20 protein-coding genes are annotated in these 15,266 nt (G+C 69.7%); 16 read left to right on the plus strand and 4 right to left on the minus strand.

What is annotated here, in order from left to right; all coding sequences use genetic code 11:
- The first annotated feature begins 52 nt into the window (after positions 1-52).
- From proS to KXC43_RS25090, 13 genes are all read left to right on the plus strand, one after another.
- On the plus strand, positions 53-1,459 hold the full coding sequence (proS, locus tag KXC43_RS25030; RefSeq protein WP_221378586.1) for a proline--tRNA ligase: 1,407 nt from the start codon (positions 53-55) through the stop codon (positions 1,457-1,459).
- Positions 1,459-2,115: a ribonuclease FAU-1 family protein gene (locus KXC43_RS25035; protein WP_221378587.1), complete on the plus strand. Its 657-nt coding sequence runs from the start codon at positions 1,459-1,461 to the stop codon at positions 2,113-2,115. The genes proS and KXC43_RS25035 overlap by 1 nt, the downstream gene beginning before the upstream one ends.
- Positions 2,116-2,553: 438 nt before the next feature.
- Positions 2,554-3,084 carry a 30S ribosomal protein S16 gene (gene rpsP / locus KXC43_RS25040; RefSeq protein WP_221378588.1) on the plus strand — a complete coding sequence of 177 codons (531 nt, stop codon included), beginning with the start codon at positions 2,554-2,556 and terminating at the stop codon, positions 3,082-3,084.
- Positions 3,062-3,319 carry an RNA-binding protein gene (locus tag KXC43_RS25045; protein ID WP_014447131.1) on the plus strand — a complete coding sequence of 86 codons (258 nt, stop codon included), beginning with the start codon at positions 3,062-3,064 and terminating at the stop codon, positions 3,317-3,319. The genes rpsP and KXC43_RS25045 overlap by 23 nt, the downstream gene beginning before the upstream one ends.
- Positions 3,320-3,359: 40 nt before the next feature.
- Positions 3,360-3,923, plus strand: coding sequence for a ribosome maturation factor RimM (rimM, locus tag KXC43_RS25050; protein WP_221378589.1), 564 nt, complete (start codon positions 3,360-3,362; stop codon positions 3,921-3,923).
- A complete protein-coding gene (gene trmD / locus KXC43_RS25055; RefSeq protein WP_221378590.1) occupies positions 3,924-4,682 on the plus strand; it encodes a tRNA (guanosine(37)-N1)-methyltransferase TrmD in 759 nt (252 codons plus the stop codon).
- Between the two features lie 124 nt (positions 4,683-4,806).
- Entirely contained in the window at positions 4,807-5,163 is a 357-nt protein-coding gene (rplS, locus tag KXC43_RS25060; RefSeq protein WP_221378591.1) for a 50S ribosomal protein L19, read from the plus strand.
- 167 nt (positions 5,164-5,330) lie between these two features.
- Entirely contained in the window at positions 5,331-6,218 is an 888-nt protein-coding gene (gene lepB / locus KXC43_RS25065; protein ID WP_221378592.1) for a signal peptidase I, read from the plus strand.
- Positions 6,215-6,865 carry a signal peptidase I gene (gene lepB / locus KXC43_RS25070; RefSeq protein ID WP_221378593.1) on the plus strand — a complete coding sequence of 217 codons (651 nt, stop codon included), beginning with the start codon at positions 6,215-6,217 and terminating at the stop codon, positions 6,863-6,865. The genes lepB (KXC43_RS25065) and lepB (KXC43_RS25070) overlap by 4 nt, the downstream gene beginning before the upstream one ends.
- Before the next feature lie 31 nt (positions 6,866-6,896).
- A complete protein-coding gene (locus tag KXC43_RS25075) occupies positions 6,897-7,343 on the plus strand; it encodes an NUDIX hydrolase (protein ID WP_221378594.1) in 447 nt (148 codons plus the stop codon).
- Positions 7,343-8,194, plus strand: coding sequence for a ribonuclease HII (locus tag KXC43_RS25080; protein ID WP_221378595.1), 852 nt, complete (start codon positions 7,343-7,345; stop codon positions 8,192-8,194). The genes KXC43_RS25075 and KXC43_RS25080 overlap by 1 nt, the downstream gene beginning before the upstream one ends.
- A complete protein-coding gene (locus KXC43_RS25085; protein ID WP_221378596.1) occupies positions 8,191-8,514 on the plus strand; it encodes a DUF2469 domain-containing protein in 324 nt (107 codons plus the stop codon). The genes KXC43_RS25080 and KXC43_RS25085 overlap by 4 nt, the downstream gene beginning before the upstream one ends.
- 88 nt (positions 8,515-8,602) lie before the next feature.
- Entirely contained in the window at positions 8,603-9,049 is a 447-nt protein-coding gene (locus KXC43_RS25090; RefSeq protein WP_221378597.1) for a murein hydrolase activator EnvC family protein, read from the plus strand.
- Here KXC43_RS25090 and KXC43_RS25095 read toward each other — a convergent pair.
- Together KXC43_RS25095 and KXC43_RS25100 are read right to left on the minus strand one after the other, a co-directional pair.
- Positions 9,037-10,224, minus strand: coding sequence for an aminotransferase class V-fold PLP-dependent enzyme (locus tag KXC43_RS25095; protein ID WP_221378598.1), 1,188 nt, complete (start codon positions 10,222-10,224; stop codon positions 9,037-9,039). The two genes, KXC43_RS25090 and KXC43_RS25095, sit on opposite strands and share 13 nt — an antisense overlap.
- Before the next feature lie 17 nt (positions 10,225-10,241).
- Positions 10,242-11,165: a tyrosine recombinase XerC gene (locus tag KXC43_RS25100; RefSeq protein WP_221378599.1), complete on the minus strand. Its 924-nt coding sequence runs from the start codon at positions 11,163-11,165 to the stop codon at positions 10,242-10,244.
- 82 nt (positions 11,166-11,247) lie between these two features.
- Here KXC43_RS25100 and KXC43_RS25105 point away from each other — a divergent pair, with 82 nt between their 5' ends.
- Positions 11,248-11,760 carry a DUF6636 domain-containing protein gene (locus KXC43_RS25105; RefSeq protein WP_221378600.1) on the plus strand — a complete coding sequence of 171 codons (513 nt, stop codon included), beginning with the start codon at positions 11,248-11,250 and terminating at the stop codon, positions 11,758-11,760.
- A gap of 34 nt (positions 11,761-11,794) precedes the next feature.
- Positions 11,795-12,259 (plus strand): pyridoxamine 5'-phosphate oxidase family protein, encoded by a 465-nt coding sequence (locus KXC43_RS25110; protein WP_221378601.1) that lies wholly within the window; start codon positions 11,795-11,797, stop codon positions 12,257-12,259.
- 612 nt (positions 12,260-12,871) lie between these two features.
- Here the strand turns inward: KXC43_RS25110 and KXC43_RS25115 are convergent.
- Together KXC43_RS25115 and KXC43_RS25120 are read right to left on the minus strand one after the other, a co-directional pair.
- Complete coding sequence (locus KXC43_RS25115; protein ID WP_221378602.1) at positions 12,872-13,276, minus strand: GntR family transcriptional regulator; 405 nt, start codon at positions 13,274-13,276, stop codon at positions 12,872-12,874.
- A gap of 275 nt (positions 13,277-13,551) precedes the next feature.
- A complete protein-coding gene (locus KXC43_RS25120; RefSeq protein ID WP_308129242.1) occupies positions 13,552-13,890 on the minus strand; it encodes a hypothetical protein in 339 nt (112 codons plus the stop codon).
- A 256-nt stretch (positions 13,891-14,146) separates the two neighbouring features.
- Between KXC43_RS25120 and KXC43_RS25125 the strand changes: the two genes are divergently transcribed.
- The gene (locus tag KXC43_RS25125; protein ID WP_221378603.1) at positions 14,147-14,488 is read left to right on the plus strand and encodes a hypothetical protein; all 342 of its coding nucleotides are present in this window, start codon (positions 14,147-14,149) and stop codon (positions 14,486-14,488) included.
- Positions 14,489-15,266: the final 778 nt, after the last annotated feature.

Below are 15,266 nucleotides of genomic sequence, written 5' to 3' on the forward strand. Positions count from 1 at the left end.
CGCCTTGCCCGCCCGGTAGGTTGCGGAGCCGGCACGACTAGGATGTCGCCTCATGGCTCGTGTGCTCACTCCCCGCGCGGAGGACTTCCCCCGCTGGTACCAGGACCTGATCGCCAAGGCGCAGCTGGCCGACAACGGCCCGGTGCGCGGCACCATGGTCATCCGGCCCGTCGGCTGGGCCATCTGGGAGCGCATGCAGGCCGACATGGACGTGCGCATCAAGGAAGAGGGCGTGCAGAACGCCTACTTCCCGCTGTTCATCCCCGAGAGCTACCTGCGCCGCGAGGCCGACCACGTCGAGGGCTTCTCGCCCGAGCTGGCCGTGGTCACCCACGCCGGCGGCAAGCAGCTGGCCGAGCCCCTGGTGGTCCGCCCGACCAGCGAGACCGTGATCGGCGAGTTCATGGCCAAGTGGGTCGACTCGTACCGTGACCTGCCGCTGCTGCTCAACCAGTGGGCCAACGTCGTGCGGTGGGAACTGCGGCCGCGCACGTTCCTGCGCACCACCGAGTTCCTCTGGCAGGAGGGGCACGACGCGCACGCCACCGAGGCCGACGCGCGGGAGCACGCCCGCAACATCCACAAGAACGTCTACCAGGCGTTCATGGAGGAGCTGCTGGCCGTGCCGGTCGTGCCCGGCCGCAAGACCAAGGGCGAGCGTTTCGCCGGCGCCACCAACACCATGACCGTCGAGGCCATGATGGGCGACACCAAGGCGCTCCAGATGGGCACCTCGCACGAGCTGGGCCAGAACTTCGCCAAGGCCTTCGACATCACGTACTCGTCGAAGGACGGCAAGGTCGAGCACGCCTGGACGACCTCGTGGGGCACGTCGACCCGCATGATGGGCGGCCTCATCATGGTGCACGGCGACGACAACGGCCTACGGCTGCCGCCGCGCCTCGCGCCCATCCAGGTGCAGGTCATGGTGGTCAAGGCGGGCGAGGGCGTCGTCGAGGCGGCGAGCCGGCTGCGCGACGAGCTGAAGGCGTCCGGCGTACGGGTGAAACTCGACGACCGGGCCGACATCCCGTTCGGCCGCCGCGCCGTCGACGCCGAGCTGCAGGGTGTGCCCATCCGCATCGAGGTCGGCCCGCGTGACCTGGCCAACGGCAGCGTCACGATCGCGCGGCGGATCGACGGGTCCAAGACCCCGACCCCGCTCGGCGACGTGCTGGGCGCGGTGACCAGCGCTCTCAAGGCCGACCAGCAGCGCCTTTACGACGAGGCGGTGGCGTTCCGCGAGGCGAACACGGTCGAGGTCAAGACGCTGGGCGAGGCGATCGAGGCCGCGCAGACCGGCTGGGCGCGGGTGCCGTGGTCGGCCGTGGGCGAGGCGGGCGAGAAAGAGGCCAACGGCAAGGCCGTCACGGTCCGCTGCCTGACCCGTGCCGACGGCACCATGCCCGACTCCGACGAGGAACCCGGCCTGGTCGCCATCCTGGCCCGTTCCTACTGATGGGCTTCGAGCCCGGCCGGCTCGTTCTGCACCGCGACACCCACCGGGGCCGACTCGGCTTCGTGCACCCGGCCCGGGTGGTCTCCGACGACGAGCGCGGGCTGCTCCTGTGGGTGGCCAGCGGTTCGGCGGTCGCGATCGAGACGACGGCGGACGGCCGCGGTCCCCGCGACATGCCGTCGTTCGTGGCGTGGGAGGCCGAGCCCAAGAAGATGACGCTCGCCACATGGCGCGGCCCCGGCCTGCTGCGTTTCTTTCCCACGGATGCCGATCACTCGGTCTGGCTGTTCCGCAGCGAGACCGACGAGTTCAAGAACTACTACATCAACCTCGAGGAGTCCGCCGTCCGCTGGGACGACGGCGAGGTGGCCGGCATCGACGTCATCGACCAGGACCTCGACATCGTGGCCGACCCCGATCTGAGCTGGCGCTGGAAGGACGAGGACGAGTTCGCCGAGCGTCTCGCGCGCCCTGACCTCTACTGGGTCCCCGACGAGGCTGCCGTGTGGGCTGAGGGCCATCGGGTGATCAAGCTGATCGAGGCCGCCGAGTTCCCCTTCGACGGCACGTGGCGCGACTTCGACCCCGACCCGTCCTGGCCCGTCCCGACGGAACTGCCCGCCGGCTGGGACCGCCCGATCGTGGCCCGCACCTGACCGTTTGCTTCTCGATCTTCACTTCTTCCCCACCGCCCCACCCAGGGTGGGGAACCTAGCGGTTTTCGCCTCGGCCGGCGGTGCGTTGTCCACAGGCGGGACACTTTTCCACAGGGGGTTGCGAGCGCAACCACTCACGCACGTGGAGCGAAGCGACCCTCGGCGTGAGCGACGGTCTGTACCCACCGCCCCGCTACGACGTCCAGCCCTTGACTTTGAAGTTGCTCTCGGCCTCGACCGCGCTCTTGACCTTGAAGTTGACTTTTCCGAGGCCGATTGGGAGCAACCCCCTTCCGTCTGGCAGAATGGTCCCCTGGTATCCGGCTCGCGTGAGGCGCCCTCTAACCCCTCCGTGCTGCCAGTCCATGAGACATCAGCATTTCTGTCCCCACGGGAGTGCCCTGCCTCACCTCGTAGTCATCAGGAGCGAAGAGAACCGTGGCCGTTAAGATCCGGCTCCTGCGGATGGGCAAGATCCGCAACCCGCAGTACCGCATCGTCGTCGCCGACTCGCGCACCAAGCGCGACGGCCGCGCCATCGAGTACGTCGGCATCTACCAGCCGAAGGAACACCCCTCGGTCATCCAGGTCAAGTCCGAGCGCGTGCAGTACTGGCTCTCCGTCGGCGCGCAGCCGAGCGAGGCCGTGCAGCGCATCCTCGAGAAGACCGGCGACTGGCAGCAGTTCAAGGGCCTTCCCGCCCCGCCGCCGCTGCTGGTGGCGGAGCCGAAGCAGTCCCGCACCGAGCTGTACGAGGCCGAGGCCAAGTCCGCCGCCGGTGTCGCCGACACCCCGGCCAAGACCCCCAAGAAGGCTCCGGCCAAGACCGCGGAGAAGGTCGCCGCTGCTCCGGAGGCTGCCGAGGCCAAGCCGGACCAGACGAAGGTTGCCGACCGCGCCGAGCCCAACCGCGAGGCCGTCGCCGAGACCGCAGAGGACCCGGCCGGTGCCGGCGCCGACGCGAGCTGACGGGGCGCTCCGGCCGGCGCTGGAGCACCTCGTCAAGGGCATCGTCGACAATCCGGACGACGTCCGGGTGCGACTGGTCGACTCGCGTCGCGGCAAGCGGCTCGAGGTTCGTGTGCACCCGGAGGACCTGGGAACGGTCATCGGGCGCGGCGGGCGCACGGCCAAGGCCCTGCGGCAGGTCATCGGGTCGATCGGTGGGCGCGGCATCCGCGTCGACATCGTCGACGCGTACTGACCCGAGCTTTCCGGACGGCTTCGCTGAAAAGGAAGTTCGAGTGCTCCTTGTAGTCGGTCAGATCGGTAAGCCGCACGGTATCCGGGGCGAGGTCTCGGTGGTCGTGCGGACCGACGAACCGGAAGAACGTTTTGTCCCCGGGTCGGTGTTCGTGACGGAGGTCCCCCGGGACCGCCGCGTGAGCACCGGCCCGGCGGCCGTTTCCGGCGTCAAGTTCGATGTGCCCAAGCAGCTCGTGCTCGAGTCGATCCGCTGGCATCAGGGGCGCGGCATCGCGGTCTTCGAGAACATCTACGACCGCAACGTCGCCGAGGAGCTGCGCGGCGTCTTCCTGCAGGTCGACAGCGACGAGCTGACGCCCCCGGACGACCCTGACGAGTTCCACGACCACCAGTTGGTCGGGCTCCGGGTCGAGTCGGCCGACGGCACGGTGCACGGTTCGGTGGAGCGGATCGAGCACGCGCCGTCCTCCGACCTCATCGTGCTGAAGAAGACCGGCGGCGGTACGGCGTTGATCCCCTTCGTGAGCGCCATGGTCCCGACCGTCGACGTGGCCGGCGGCAGGATCGTCGTCGACCTGCCCGAGGGTCTGCTGGATCTCTAGATGCGCGTCGACATCATCTCCATCTTCCCGGACTACTTCGGCCCGCTCGACCTGTCGCTGATCGGCAAGGCGCGGCAGACCGGGCTGCTCGACGTGGCCGTGCACGATCTGCGCACCTGGACCTCGGACGTGCATCGCACGGTGGACGACACCCCGTACGGGGGTGGGCCGGGCATGGTGATGCGGCCGGAACCGTGGGGGCAGGCGCTCGACGCGGTCGGGCCGGGCACGCTGATCGTGCCGTCGCCCGTGGGCAAGCCGTTCACCCAGGCCGACGCCCACGAGCTGGCCGCCTCGGACAAGTTGATCTTCGCCTGCGGGCGGTACGAGGGGATCGACCAGCGGGTGATCGACGACGCGGACACCCGGATGCCGGTGCGGGAGGTTTCGCTCGGCGACTACGTGCTGTTCGGGGGCGAGGTCGCGGTCATCGTGATCATGGAGGCGATCGTCCGGCTGCTGCCCGGGGTGCTGGGCAACGCAGACTCGCTGACCGAGGAGTCGCACGCGGCCGGGCTGCTCGAGGCGCCCGTCTACACCAAGCCGGCGTCGTGGCGCTCGATGGACGTGCCCGAGGTGCTGCGCTCCGGCGATCACGGCCGGATCGCGCGCTGGCGGCGGGATCAGAGCTTGCTGCGTACGGCGTCCCGGCGGCCGGACATGATGGCGGTCTACCCGTCCGAGGAACTGGACAAAAAAGACAGGAAGGCCCTCGACGAGGGTGGATTTCTGATCACGCCTCCCTCTGTGGCAAAGTAGGGAGGTTGCCGACCTCGTTCCGCGCCGCGGGGTGAGGCCGAGGGTCCCCTTCAGTCGTGGGGGATCAGAAGTACCCAGCCGCGCATCGAACTCCCGATGCGCCACGAATAACGAGGATGCAGCGATGAACACGCTGGACGCTCTCGACGCCCAGTCGCAGCGCACCGACCTCCCCGGTTTCCGGGCCGGCGACACCGTCAAGGTGTTCGCCCGGGTCGTCGAAGGTAACCGTTCCCGCGTCCAGATCTTCCAGGGCGTCGTGATCGGCCGCCAGGGCGCCGGCCTCCGCGAGACCTTCAAGGTCCGCAAGATCAGCTTCGGCGTCGGCGTCGAGCGGACCTACCCGCTCAACAGCCCGGCGATCGACAAGATCGAGGTCGTGAGCCGCGGTGACGTCCGCCGGGCCAAGCTCTACTACCTGCGCGAGCTCCGCGGCAAGAAGGCCAAGATCAAGGAGCTTCGGGAGAAGCAGACCGTCTGATCCTCATCGATCCGGGCATGCGCGCATTACTCTTGCCGTGTGCCGGATGGGATCAGTGTGAACCCTTCCAGCACTACCGCCCGTAAGTCCCCGTTAGGGGAGCCACTCGGGCGGTAGTGCTGTATCCGGGGTTGGTTCGGCCGGTCGGCGGCGGGAGATGGCGAAGCGTGGAACCGAACGAGGGCTACGGCCCGGCTTCTCGGCGGCGGCAGGGATTGGTCCGGCGCAAAGAGATGCCTCTCTGGCAGGAGCTGCCGCTGCTGCTGGTGGTGGCGTTCTGTCTGGCCGTGCTGATCCGCACGTTCCTTGTGCAGGCGTTCTACATCCCCAGCGGATCGATGGAGAACACCCTGCTCGTCAAGGACAGGGTGCTGGTCAACAAGGTCATCTACGACATGCGCGACCCGATCCGGGGCGAGATCGTGGTCTTCCGGGGCGACGAGAACTGGACGCCCGAGGTGACCGAGCCGGTCAGCAACTCGTTCGCGGCCAAGCTCGGCCGCACGATCGGTGACCTCGTCGGCGTCAGCCGCCCGGGGGAGCGCGACTTCATCAAACGGGTGATCGGCCTGCCCGGCGACAAGATCGCCTGCTGCGACGGCAAGGGCCGGATCATGGTCAACGGCGTGGGGATCGACGAGTCGTACATCGCCGAGGGATTCAACTCCGACCTGAATCAGCCGCCGAACCCCAACCAGTGCACCAGCCGGCGCTTCACCGAAGTGGTCGTCCCAGCCGGTGAGATGTTCGTCATGGGCGACCATCGGGCGGTCTCGCAGGACGCGCGGTGCCAGGGCCCGGTGCCGATCAGCAACATCATCGGGCGGGCATTCGTCATCGTCTGGCCGAGCAACCGCTTCACCAGCCTCTCCGTGCCGGACGAATGGAAGGCGTACGCGGCCGACCATCCCACCGCGGCGGCGCCGGGCACAGTTCCGGTGCGCGAGCCGGATCCCGCGACCGAGGTCTTCGCCCTTCCCTTTCTGTTAAGTGCTGCGATATCCGCGCGTTCCGGACTGCCGTTCGTGACACGGCGACGTAGGCTCCCCTCGTGATTGACGAGCAGACGGAAAAGAAGCGCAGTTCGTTCTGGCGCGAGCTTCCGATTCTTCTGGGCGTGGCGGTCCTGGTGGCCGTGCTGGTCCGGGCCTTCGTGCTCCAGACGTTCTACATTCCGTCCCCGTCGATGGAGCACACGCTCAACGTGCTCGACCGGGTGCTCGTCAACAAGCTCGTCTACGACTTCCGCGAGCCTCGCCGCGGCGAGATCATCGTTTTCGAGGCGCCGGCCGCGTGGCAGTCGGGCGCCGAGGGCGAAGACTTCATCAAGCGCATCATCGGCGTTCCGGGCGACCGCATCTCGTACGATCCCGCCGCCCCCGACAAGAAGCTGACGATCAACGGCGTCAAGCTCGACGAGCCGTACATCTTCACCGACGAGGCCGGCACCCAGGACGACCCGGCCGATACCAAGTTCGAGGTCACCGTGCCGCCGAACCGGCTCTGGGTGATGGGCGACCACCGCTCCGCCTCCGGCGACTCGCTCGAGCACTGGCAGGACAGCGACGAGAACGTGCAAGAGGCCACGATCCCCGAGGACTCGATCGTCGGCCGCGCCTTCACCGTGTTCTGGCCGGTGAACCGGGCCACGTGGCTGTCGGTGCCGGACGGCTTCAACGCCATTCCCGACCCGCAGTCGTAAGATCCACTGTTCGCGCAATAGGCTGGGTCGCGTGACCGTTGTCGAACGCCGCGCCGCCCGCGTGCTGCTGGTCGACCCGGCCGGGCGGGCCCTGCTCCTCCACGGCGGCGACCCGGCCCGTCCCGGCACCAGTTGGTGGTTCACCCCCGGCGGCGGGCTGGAAAGCGGCGAGACGCCCGCGCAGGGCGCCGCCCGCGAGCTCTTCGAAGAGGTCGGCCTCGAGGTCGAGGCGGGCGCCCTGGGCGAGCCCTTCTGGCGCCAGCTGACCGAGTTCAGCTACGGCGGCCGGCAGTACAGCCAGGAACAGGAATTCTTCGTTCTCCGCGTCCCCGGCTGGCAGGTCGACTTCGCCGGCATGGACGAGGAGGAGAAGGCGACCATCACCGCGCACCGCTGGTGGTCGGCCGACGAGATCGACGCCAGCGCCGAGTCGATCTTCCCGGTCGAGCTCGCCGACCTGTTGCGGCGGTTGCCCTGATGCTGGCCCCACCCCGCACCGTGGTCCGCCGCGAGGGCGGCCTGTACGCGCTCGAACGCGCGCTGCAGCGCCGCGGCTTCCGTCAGGTGGCCGGGGCCGACGAGGCCGGCCGGGGCGCCTGCGCCGGGCCGCTCGTGGCCGCCGCGGCCGTGCTGCCCGAGGGCAAGCGCGGCGAGATCGAGGAACTGGCCGACTCCAAGCTGCTGACCCCGGCCGCCCGCGAGCGCGTCTACGAGCAGGTCGTCGAGCGGGCGCTGGCCTGGTCGGTGGTCATCGTCCCGGCGACCGAGGTCGATGCGCGCGGGCTGCACGTCTGCAACCTGGCCGCGATGCGCCGGGCTCTGGCGTTGCTGAGCACCCCGCCGGAATACGTGCTGACCGACGGGTTCCCGGTCGACGGCTTGGGTGTGCCCGGGCTGGCGGTCTGGAAGGGTGACCGGGTGGCCGCCTGCGTGGCGGCGGCGAGCGTGCTGGCCAAGGTCACCCGGGACCGCATCATGGTCGAGATGCACGACCAGTTTCCCGACTACGGGTTCGCGGTGCACAAGGGCTACATCACCGAGGAGCACAGCGCCGCGTTGAAGCAGCACGGCCCCTGTACCGAGCACAGGTTCTCGTACGTGAACGTCGCCGCCGTCTCGGGCCGCGGCAACCGTCCGCCGCGGGCGCGCCGGCCGGTGCAGCGCGTGTCGCCCGAGTCGGTTCAACCAGTACTGTTTGATGCATCCGCCACCGCGTCCCTGGTGCTTCCGGAGACCCCTGGGAGTACCGTCGGCGTGGCGTCGGGCGAGCAGCCTCAGCCGTCGCCGTCGGTGGGGGAAGATGAGGCCATGGAGGGCGAGAAGCGATGAGCGCAGAGGATCTCGAGAAGTACGAGACCGAGATGGAGCTGCAGCTCTACCGGGAGTACCGCGACATCGTCCGCCAGTTCTCCTACGTGGTGGAGACGGAGCGCCGGTTCTACCTGGCCAATCAGGTCGACCTGCACGTGCGCAACTCCGACGGCGAGGTGTATTTCGAGGTCGAGATGCACGACGCCTGGGTCTGGGACATGTACCGCCCGGCCCGGTTCGTCAAGAACGTGCGGGTGATGACGTTCAAGGACGTCAACGTCGAAGAGCTCGAGAAGCCCGACATCTCGCTGCCCGACGAACCCGGCTTCGGCAACTGATCCACAGCCGTCAGTCCGTTTCAGGGGCGGTTGGCCGGGGTTATCCACAGGCCCGTTTTTGGTGGGTCCGGTGCGGCAGATTGTCGGCATGCTTCGTCTGCTGATCCTGCTGGTTGTCACGTCCTTCGGGTGGCCGGTCGCGCCGCCCGCCGTCGTCCGGCCCTTCGACCCGCCCGCGCGGCCCTGGCTGCCCGGGCACCGCGGTATCGACATCGCCGCACCGCCTTCGGCGGTGGTGCGGGCGGCGGGGGCGGGCACGGTGCTGTTCGCCGGCACGATCGCGGGCCGCGGTGTCGTCAGCGTGGGCCACGCCGGTGGGCTGCGCACAACCTACGAGCCGGTGACGGCCACTGTCGACCTGGGCACGGTCGTGGTCCGTGGCGACCCGATCGGGCGGCTCGAGGCCGGCCACCACGGCTGTCCCCAGGTTGCCTGCCTGCACTGGGGGCTGCGGCGGGGCCCGCTCTATCTCGACCCGCTCGCCCTGCTCGGGCTGGGCCGGGTGCGGCTGCTGCCCCTCGATCAGGCGCGGTAGTCGTGCAGCAGTGCGGGCAGGCGCTCGGCGAACCGGTCGTACTCCTCGGCCCGGTTGTAGACCTGCGCGCTCAGGCGCAGCAGCCCACGGCCGCCCCAGGCGTTCACGGCGGTCTCGACGGCCAGCTTGCCCGCGATGTGCTCGCGCAGCGCGTGGGCCTCGGGCATCGTGGTGGCCAGGCCCGCCGGCAGCGGCACGATCCGCATCGAGACGCCGGGCACGCTCGGCCAGGGCAACTCGTCCGCAGGCACCTCGAGCGCCTCGGCCACCACCCGCTGACCGTAGGCGGCGAGGGCGGCGTTGTGGGTCCGCACTTCGTCCCAGCCGAGCGAGCGCAGCGTGAACAGCCCGGTCGGGGCGGCGAGCCAGGGGGTGTAGTCGATGGTGCCCTGAGACTCGACGGCGTGCGGATAGCCCTGGTCCTGATCCCACGAGACGACCAGCGGCTCGATCCGGCGGCGCCATTCCGGGGCGACCGAGAGCAACGCCGTGCCCCGCGGGGCGAAGGCCCACTTGTGCAGGTTGCCGACCCAGAAGTCGGCCCGGATCGAGGCCACCTCGACCGGCAGCATGCCGGGGACGTGCGCCGCGTCGACCAGCACCGGAATGTCGTGCTCGTGCGCGGCCGCGACGATCTCACGGACGGGGAAGGCCATCGCCGTCGCCGACGACAGCTGATCGATGATCAGCAGTTTGGTGCGTCCCGGGCGCAGGGCGGCGCGCACCCGGCTGACCAGTTCGGCGTCGGTGGCGGGCATCGGCAGCGCGACGGTCCGCACGGTCGCGCCCGAGCGGCGGCAGCGGCGGCGGGCGGCCATCGCCACCGCGCCGTAGCTGTGGTCGCTCAGCAACACCTCGTCGGCCGGCTCGAGCTTTATCGAGTTGAGCACGAGCGAGACGGCGGTCGTCGTGTTGGGCACCAGGGCGCTGAGCTCGGGGTCGGCGCCCAGGAAGGAGGCGAGGTGGCGTCGCGTGTGGATGACGCGGTCGCTCAGCCCCTGGGCGAAGAAGCGCAGCGGATTCGACTCGATCTCGTCGCGCAGGCGTTGCTGGGCGCGCTGCACCCCGATCGGCACGGCGCCGAACGACCCGTGGTTGAGATAGGACACCCCGGGATCGATCGAGAACAGGAGGCGGGCGCCGGGGATGGTCACGGGCGGTTCGGGGGCGCTCACATTCCGATCGTACGGGGTCAGGCGCGGGGGTGCGCTTGTTTGAAGGCCGCCCGCAGGCGCTCGGTGGAGACGTGCGTGTAGATCTGCGTGCTCGACAGCGACGAGTGCCCCAGCAGGTCTTGCACGGCGCGCAGGTCGGCCCCGCCGTCGAGCAGGTGGGTGGCGGCCGAGTGGCGCAGGTCGTGCGGCTTGGTGTGCGGCAGACCGGCGGCCCGGGCGGCGCCGTCGACGATGCGGCGCACCACCGTCTGCTGCAAGCGGCCGCCCTTCACGCCTAGGAAGAGCGCGTCGCCGCTCGCTTCGGTGGCCAGATTCGGGCGCCCGTGGCGCAGCCAGTCGTCGAGCGCGCGCTGGGCGGGCAGGCCGTAGGGGACGGCGCGTTCCTTGGCGCCCTTGCCGAAGACGCGCACGACCCGGCGGGCCTCGTCCAGGTCGGTGCGATCGAGGCCGCAGAGCTCGCTGACCCGCACACCGGTGGCATAGAGCAGTTCCAGGACGGCCCGGTCGCGTACGCCCTCGGTCTCGTCCGGCCCGGCCGTCTCGACCAGCGTGGCGGCCTGGTCGGCGCGCAGCACGGTGGGCAGGGTGCGGTGCGGCTTCGGGCTGGCCAGGTGAGCGCCCGGGTCGGAGGCGATGCGGCCGCCGCGGAAGGCCCATGCGGTGAAGGCGCGGGCGGCGGCGGCCCGGCGGGCCTGCGAGGCGCGGGCCGCCCCCTGCCGCATGCGCGCGGCCAACCAGCCGCGCAGCAGCGCGAGGTCCACCTCGGCGAGTGTCGTGACGCCGGAGCCGGCGGCGTGGTCGAGCAGCGAGACGACGTCGCTGACGTAGGCCCGGACGGTCTGCTCGGAGCGGTTGTCGACCCGGACCAGGTGATGGCCGAATTCGTCCACCGCCTCGCGCAGCGCGTGCGGCAGTCGTTCGTGCAAGTCCCGCGTACCCATCGTGTCGACGGTCTTCGTTCCCGGCCGGCACGTCAAGGGGCCACGCGCGGGTCTTGCCCAACCTTCCTAGACTGCCCTCACCATGGCACCGAAGATCCGCGGCATCGTCGCACTGGCCCTGCTGGGCGCGCTCTCCGGCTGTTCCCCGTCCGGGTCCTCGACCGGGGACAGCCCGGATCCCGACCCGTCCTCGTTTCCCTCGGCGAACGTCGGTTTCGGCGGCCCCGGCCCCACGCCGGTCGAGGCGGCAGTGGTGGATGAGGCGATGTTCCGTACGCCGTCGCAGAACATCGCGTGCGCGCTCAACGATTCCGAGGTGCGCTGCGACATCGTCCGCAAGACCTGGAAGCCGCCCGCCAAGCCGGCGGACTGCGAACTCGACTGGGGGAACGGCCTGGCCGTGACGGGCGGTCGCGTGACCTTTACCTGCGCGGGTGACACCCTGGTGGGCACGTCGGAGACGACCCTCGAGTACGGCCAGGCGCTGCGTTCCGGCTCCGTCCGGTGCGACAGCGAAAATGTGGGCCTGACCTGCAAGGACGACGAGACGGGCCACGGTTTCACGCTCGCCGCGTCCCGCTACACGCTCTTCTGACTTTCTGTCGTACCCCCGCTCTAGGGTCGTCGACATGGCTAGCTGGCATGAGATCGAGAAGGAAGCACCGGCCTTCGCCCAACGGGTGCGGGCCCTGTTCGACGCGGGCACCAACAAGACGATCGCCACGCTCCGGCGCGACGGTTCCCCTCGCATCAGCGCGAGCGAGGCCGCCTTTCAAGACGGCGAGCTCACCTTCGGCATGATGGCCGATTCGGTGAAGCTGCGCGACATCCGCCGCGATCCGCGCATCGCGATGCACGCCCCCACGCTCGAACCGCCGCACGACAACCCCGGGGCCGGCCCCGGCGACGCCAAACTGGCCGGCGTCGTGACCGAGCTGCCGCACCCGCCCGACTGGCCGCACGGCGACGACGCGGGCCTGTTCCGCATCGACATCCACGAGGTGGTGCTGACCTATGTGGGCGATCCCGCCGACCACCTGGTCATCGAGTCGTGGCACACGGGCCGCGGCCACACCCGCCGCACCCGCAAGTAACGCCGACGTCGATCTCGCGGTGCAGGCGGCGATCCACGCCGGGCTCAAGAACAAACGAGCTGGTCGCCGCGATGCCGATGACGCTGCTGCAAGCCGCCATGCCCGAGCCGGCGGCCCAGCCCAGTTTGCCTGCGTGGCTCAGTCTGCCGGCCTGGTCCCGTCTGCCGGCCTGGTCCCGTCTGCCGGCCTGGTCCCGTCTGCCGGCCTGGTCCGGTTAGCCGGCCTTGCTCTGGTCTGCTGGCCTGGCCTGATGGTCTTGACCTCGTCGGCGAGTGCGGCTGCCGCGCCCAGCTTGCCCTCGAACAGGTGCCCAGCGGGCGGAGCTGAGGGCCAGCGGCAGTACGGCGAGCGCAGCCTGATTCGGTTAGCCGGCTCGATCCGGGTAGCCGGTTCGGACAAGGGAGGCACGGCGGCCACCGCAAGCCTGCGACACCCCCGCGAGGGCAGCGCCATGTGGACCGCTGCGGTTTCCGGAAACGGTGGTGAGGGTCATGCGTTCATCGAGCGCGCGCCTGCTCTGGGTGCGGGAATCACCCGCCCGGCCGCGCCCACCGTTGCCGGCCCTCACAGCGCAGCATCGGCTATGTGGGCCGGTGTCGCGTTCGGCAGTTGCTACGGGCGGGTGAGTTGCACGCGGTCGGCGGGGTGGACGGTCTCGGTGCCGTCGCTGCTGGTCACGACCAGGACGGGCACACCCTCGCCGAGGCGGTATTTGCGGCGCTCGGCGTCGGTGGGCATGCGGGCGCCGGCGCGGTCGCCGCGGGCCAGCGCGATGACCTCGATCGGTTCGGGCACGCGGACGAAGGTGCCGCGAGGCCGGTCGACGGTCACCAGTCCTTCGGTGCGCAGCTGGCCGATCGCCTGGCGGACGGTGGTGCGGCTGATCCCGTATTCCTGCGCGAGACGCAGCTCGCTGGGCAGCGGCTCACCGGGCCCCAGCTCCCCGGACTCGATCTGGTTGCGCAACAGATCAGCCAGCTGGCGAAAGACCGCACGGTCCGCAGACGGATCGATCATGCCAGCCAGTCTACGTGACCACGATGTTCCATCGGATTGTACGTACGGAGCCATGTAGGTATGATAACCCTGCCGCACTGAGAAGGCTGAGACTTGATCGGGCGGCAGGACGGGCGGCGGTAAAAGCCGCACCACGAGGTGCCCAAAGCACCCCGCGCACGGCCCCACCGTCGCCCGTTCTTCCGCTCGCCGCGCCCAGCCGCCACCACCGTCGAGCGGCCAACGGCAACCCAGGCACGGCGGGCGCCCTAGTCACCGGTCACTGTTGCGGGTCATCAGCCGGCGGACCGCCCCTCGTCATCACCCTCCGGGGCAACAGCAGCCTTCCGGGCCCACGCGACGAACCGCTCGAACAGGTTGGCCGGCGCCATCTGCCCATCAGCCACAAGATCCCCGAGGGCGTCATACATCTGGGCGGTCAAATAGATCGTGAGTATCGACGGAAAGGCCCAGAACTCCTCGATCAGCCGCTCCTGCGCCGTAGCGCATGGCCAGGGCTCCCCACACGCAAGGCACTTCCACCCGGGCCGATCATTCAAGTGATCCATGAGGTTCACCGCCGCAAGCCCACGGCCCTCACCAACCAGCCCAGCCGCGTTGAGCAGCCCCGCCACCCCCACTCCCTCAACCAATCCGGCCGGCGCTGTAGGCCCGGCCGGCTCTGGCGGGCCGCTGGTCGCCGCTGACGTGGTTGGTGTTGTTGGTCTGGTGGGGCGTGGTGAGCCGTTCGTGTTCGCCGGTCCGGCTGGCACTGTCGGTCCGGCTGGCACTGTCGGTCCGGCTGGCACTGTCGGTCCGGCTGGCACTGTCGGTCCGGCTGGCACTGTCGGACCGCTGGTCGCCGCCGACGTGGTTGGTGCTGTCGGTCTGATGGGGCTTGTAGAAGCATCAGTCGTCGCTGGCGTTGTTGACCTGGCCGGCTTCGGCGCCCCGCCCGCCTTTACTGGTGTGGTTGGCATCCTCGGTCTGGCTCGCTTCGATGAACCCTCCGCATTCGCCGATGCAGTCGGCGCCGTGGGTCTGGCTGGTCTTGGTAAGCCGCTCACCTTCGCCGACGTGGTTGGCGTTGTTGGCTTGGCTGGGTTGGGTGAACCGCTCGTCCTTGCTGACCTGGTTGGTGCCGTTGGCCTGGCCGAATCTGGTGAATCCTCCGCATTGGCCGATGTGGTTGGTGCTGTCGGTCTGTCCGGCGTTGGCGGGCTGACTGGCTGAGCCGAGCTGGTCGCCGATGTTGGATTGACCGTTGCCCGAGGTTCAACTCCCCGAGGCGCGGCCGATTCCGTTGAGGTGCCGACAGGCTGGGGCCGGCTCGGCGGCGTTTCCGCTCCGGTGGTTTTCCGCCCTTCGGCCGGACGGGACCTGGCTGCGCTGATCGGCGTCGCGCCGTCGGGTGGTGGTTCGATAGAGGTCATTCGTGGTTCCCCCAGGAGTGCCCGTCGGGACGGGCGGGTGGCGCTGCTCGCTGCCGACCAAGAGGCCGACGCGGCAATCCAGCGCCGATTTCGAACGCTTCGAAGACGTGGCGTGGTGAAACCTCGACATGCCGGCGACTGGGACCGGGAAGCTCGGACGCAGGAGCCACCTGCACGTGTCCGACCTCTCCGTGACACCAGTCCGGCAGCCTCGCGGAAACCGGACGCCTGACGCACTCGCGTGGCCCGCATCCCGCGCCTTCCAGGGATGCGGGCGTCGTGGCATCCCCACGAACTGGCGGCGCGGCATGAGCCCCACGAGAAATTCAGCTCCAGCGATTGCTCGCCGTAGGCGACCGCCAGGAACGCGTGATCCGGATCTGGCCGTCGCAAAGGCAAGCGGCCACCGGCACCCGGGCCGATCCCGAGAGCCGCTGCCACCCAAGCGCCCAGCGGCCCGCCGATTCCCCGGCGATGCCCTTCCACCCGACGCCCCCGGGGACGTGTTCCACCACCACCGCGGCGCTGGCGAGATGCATAGCCGACCGCTGCCCATTCCTCGTGCGGCCTGCATACCC

Source organism: Paractinoplanes polyasparticus (assembly GCF_019710575.1).
GTDB lineage: Bacteria > Actinomycetota > Actinomycetes > Mycobacteriales > Micromonosporaceae > Actinoplanes > Actinoplanes polyasparticus.

Excerpts from the sequence above, each read along its gene's own strand:
- rplS (WP_221378591.1), top strand. The coding sequence starts at position 4,807 with ATGAACACGCTGGACGCTCTCGACGCCCAGTCGCAGCGCACCGACCTC.
- KXC43_RS25125 (WP_221378603.1), top strand. The coding sequence starts at position 14,147 with ATGGGGCTTGTAGAAGCATCAGTCGTCGCTGGCGTTGTTGACCTGGCC.
- KXC43_RS25115 (WP_221378602.1), bottom strand. The coding sequence starts at position 13,276 with ATGATCGATCCGTCTGCGGACCGTGCGGTCTTTCGCCAGCTGGCTGAT.
- KXC43_RS25035 (WP_221378587.1), top strand. The coding sequence starts at position 1,459 with ATGGGCTTCGAGCCCGGCCGGCTCGTTCTGCACCGCGACACCCACCGG.
- KXC43_RS25100 (WP_221378599.1), bottom strand. The coding sequence starts at position 11,165 with ATGGGTACGCGGGACTTGCACGAACGACTGCCGCACGCGCTGCGCGAG.
- KXC43_RS25085 (WP_221378596.1), top strand. The coding sequence starts at position 8,191 with ATGAGCGCAGAGGATCTCGAGAAGTACGAGACCGAGATGGAGCTGCAG.
- KXC43_RS25090 (WP_221378597.1), top strand. The coding sequence starts at position 8,603 with ATGCTTCGTCTGCTGATCCTGCTGGTTGTCACGTCCTTCGGGTGGCCG.
- proS (WP_221378586.1), top strand. The coding sequence starts at position 53 with ATGGCTCGTGTGCTCACTCCCCGCGCGGAGGACTTCCCCCGCTGGTAC.
- KXC43_RS25080 (WP_221378595.1), top strand. The coding sequence starts at position 7,343 with ATGCTGGCCCCACCCCGCACCGTGGTCCGCCGCGAGGGCGGCCTGTAC.
- KXC43_RS25105 (WP_221378600.1), top strand. The coding sequence starts at position 11,248 with ATGGCACCGAAGATCCGCGGCATCGTCGCACTGGCCCTGCTGGGCGCG.
- KXC43_RS25110 (WP_221378601.1), top strand. The coding sequence starts at position 11,795 with ATGGCTAGCTGGCATGAGATCGAGAAGGAAGCACCGGCCTTCGCCCAA.
- trmD (WP_221378590.1), top strand. The coding sequence starts at position 3,924 with ATGCGCGTCGACATCATCTCCATCTTCCCGGACTACTTCGGCCCGCTC.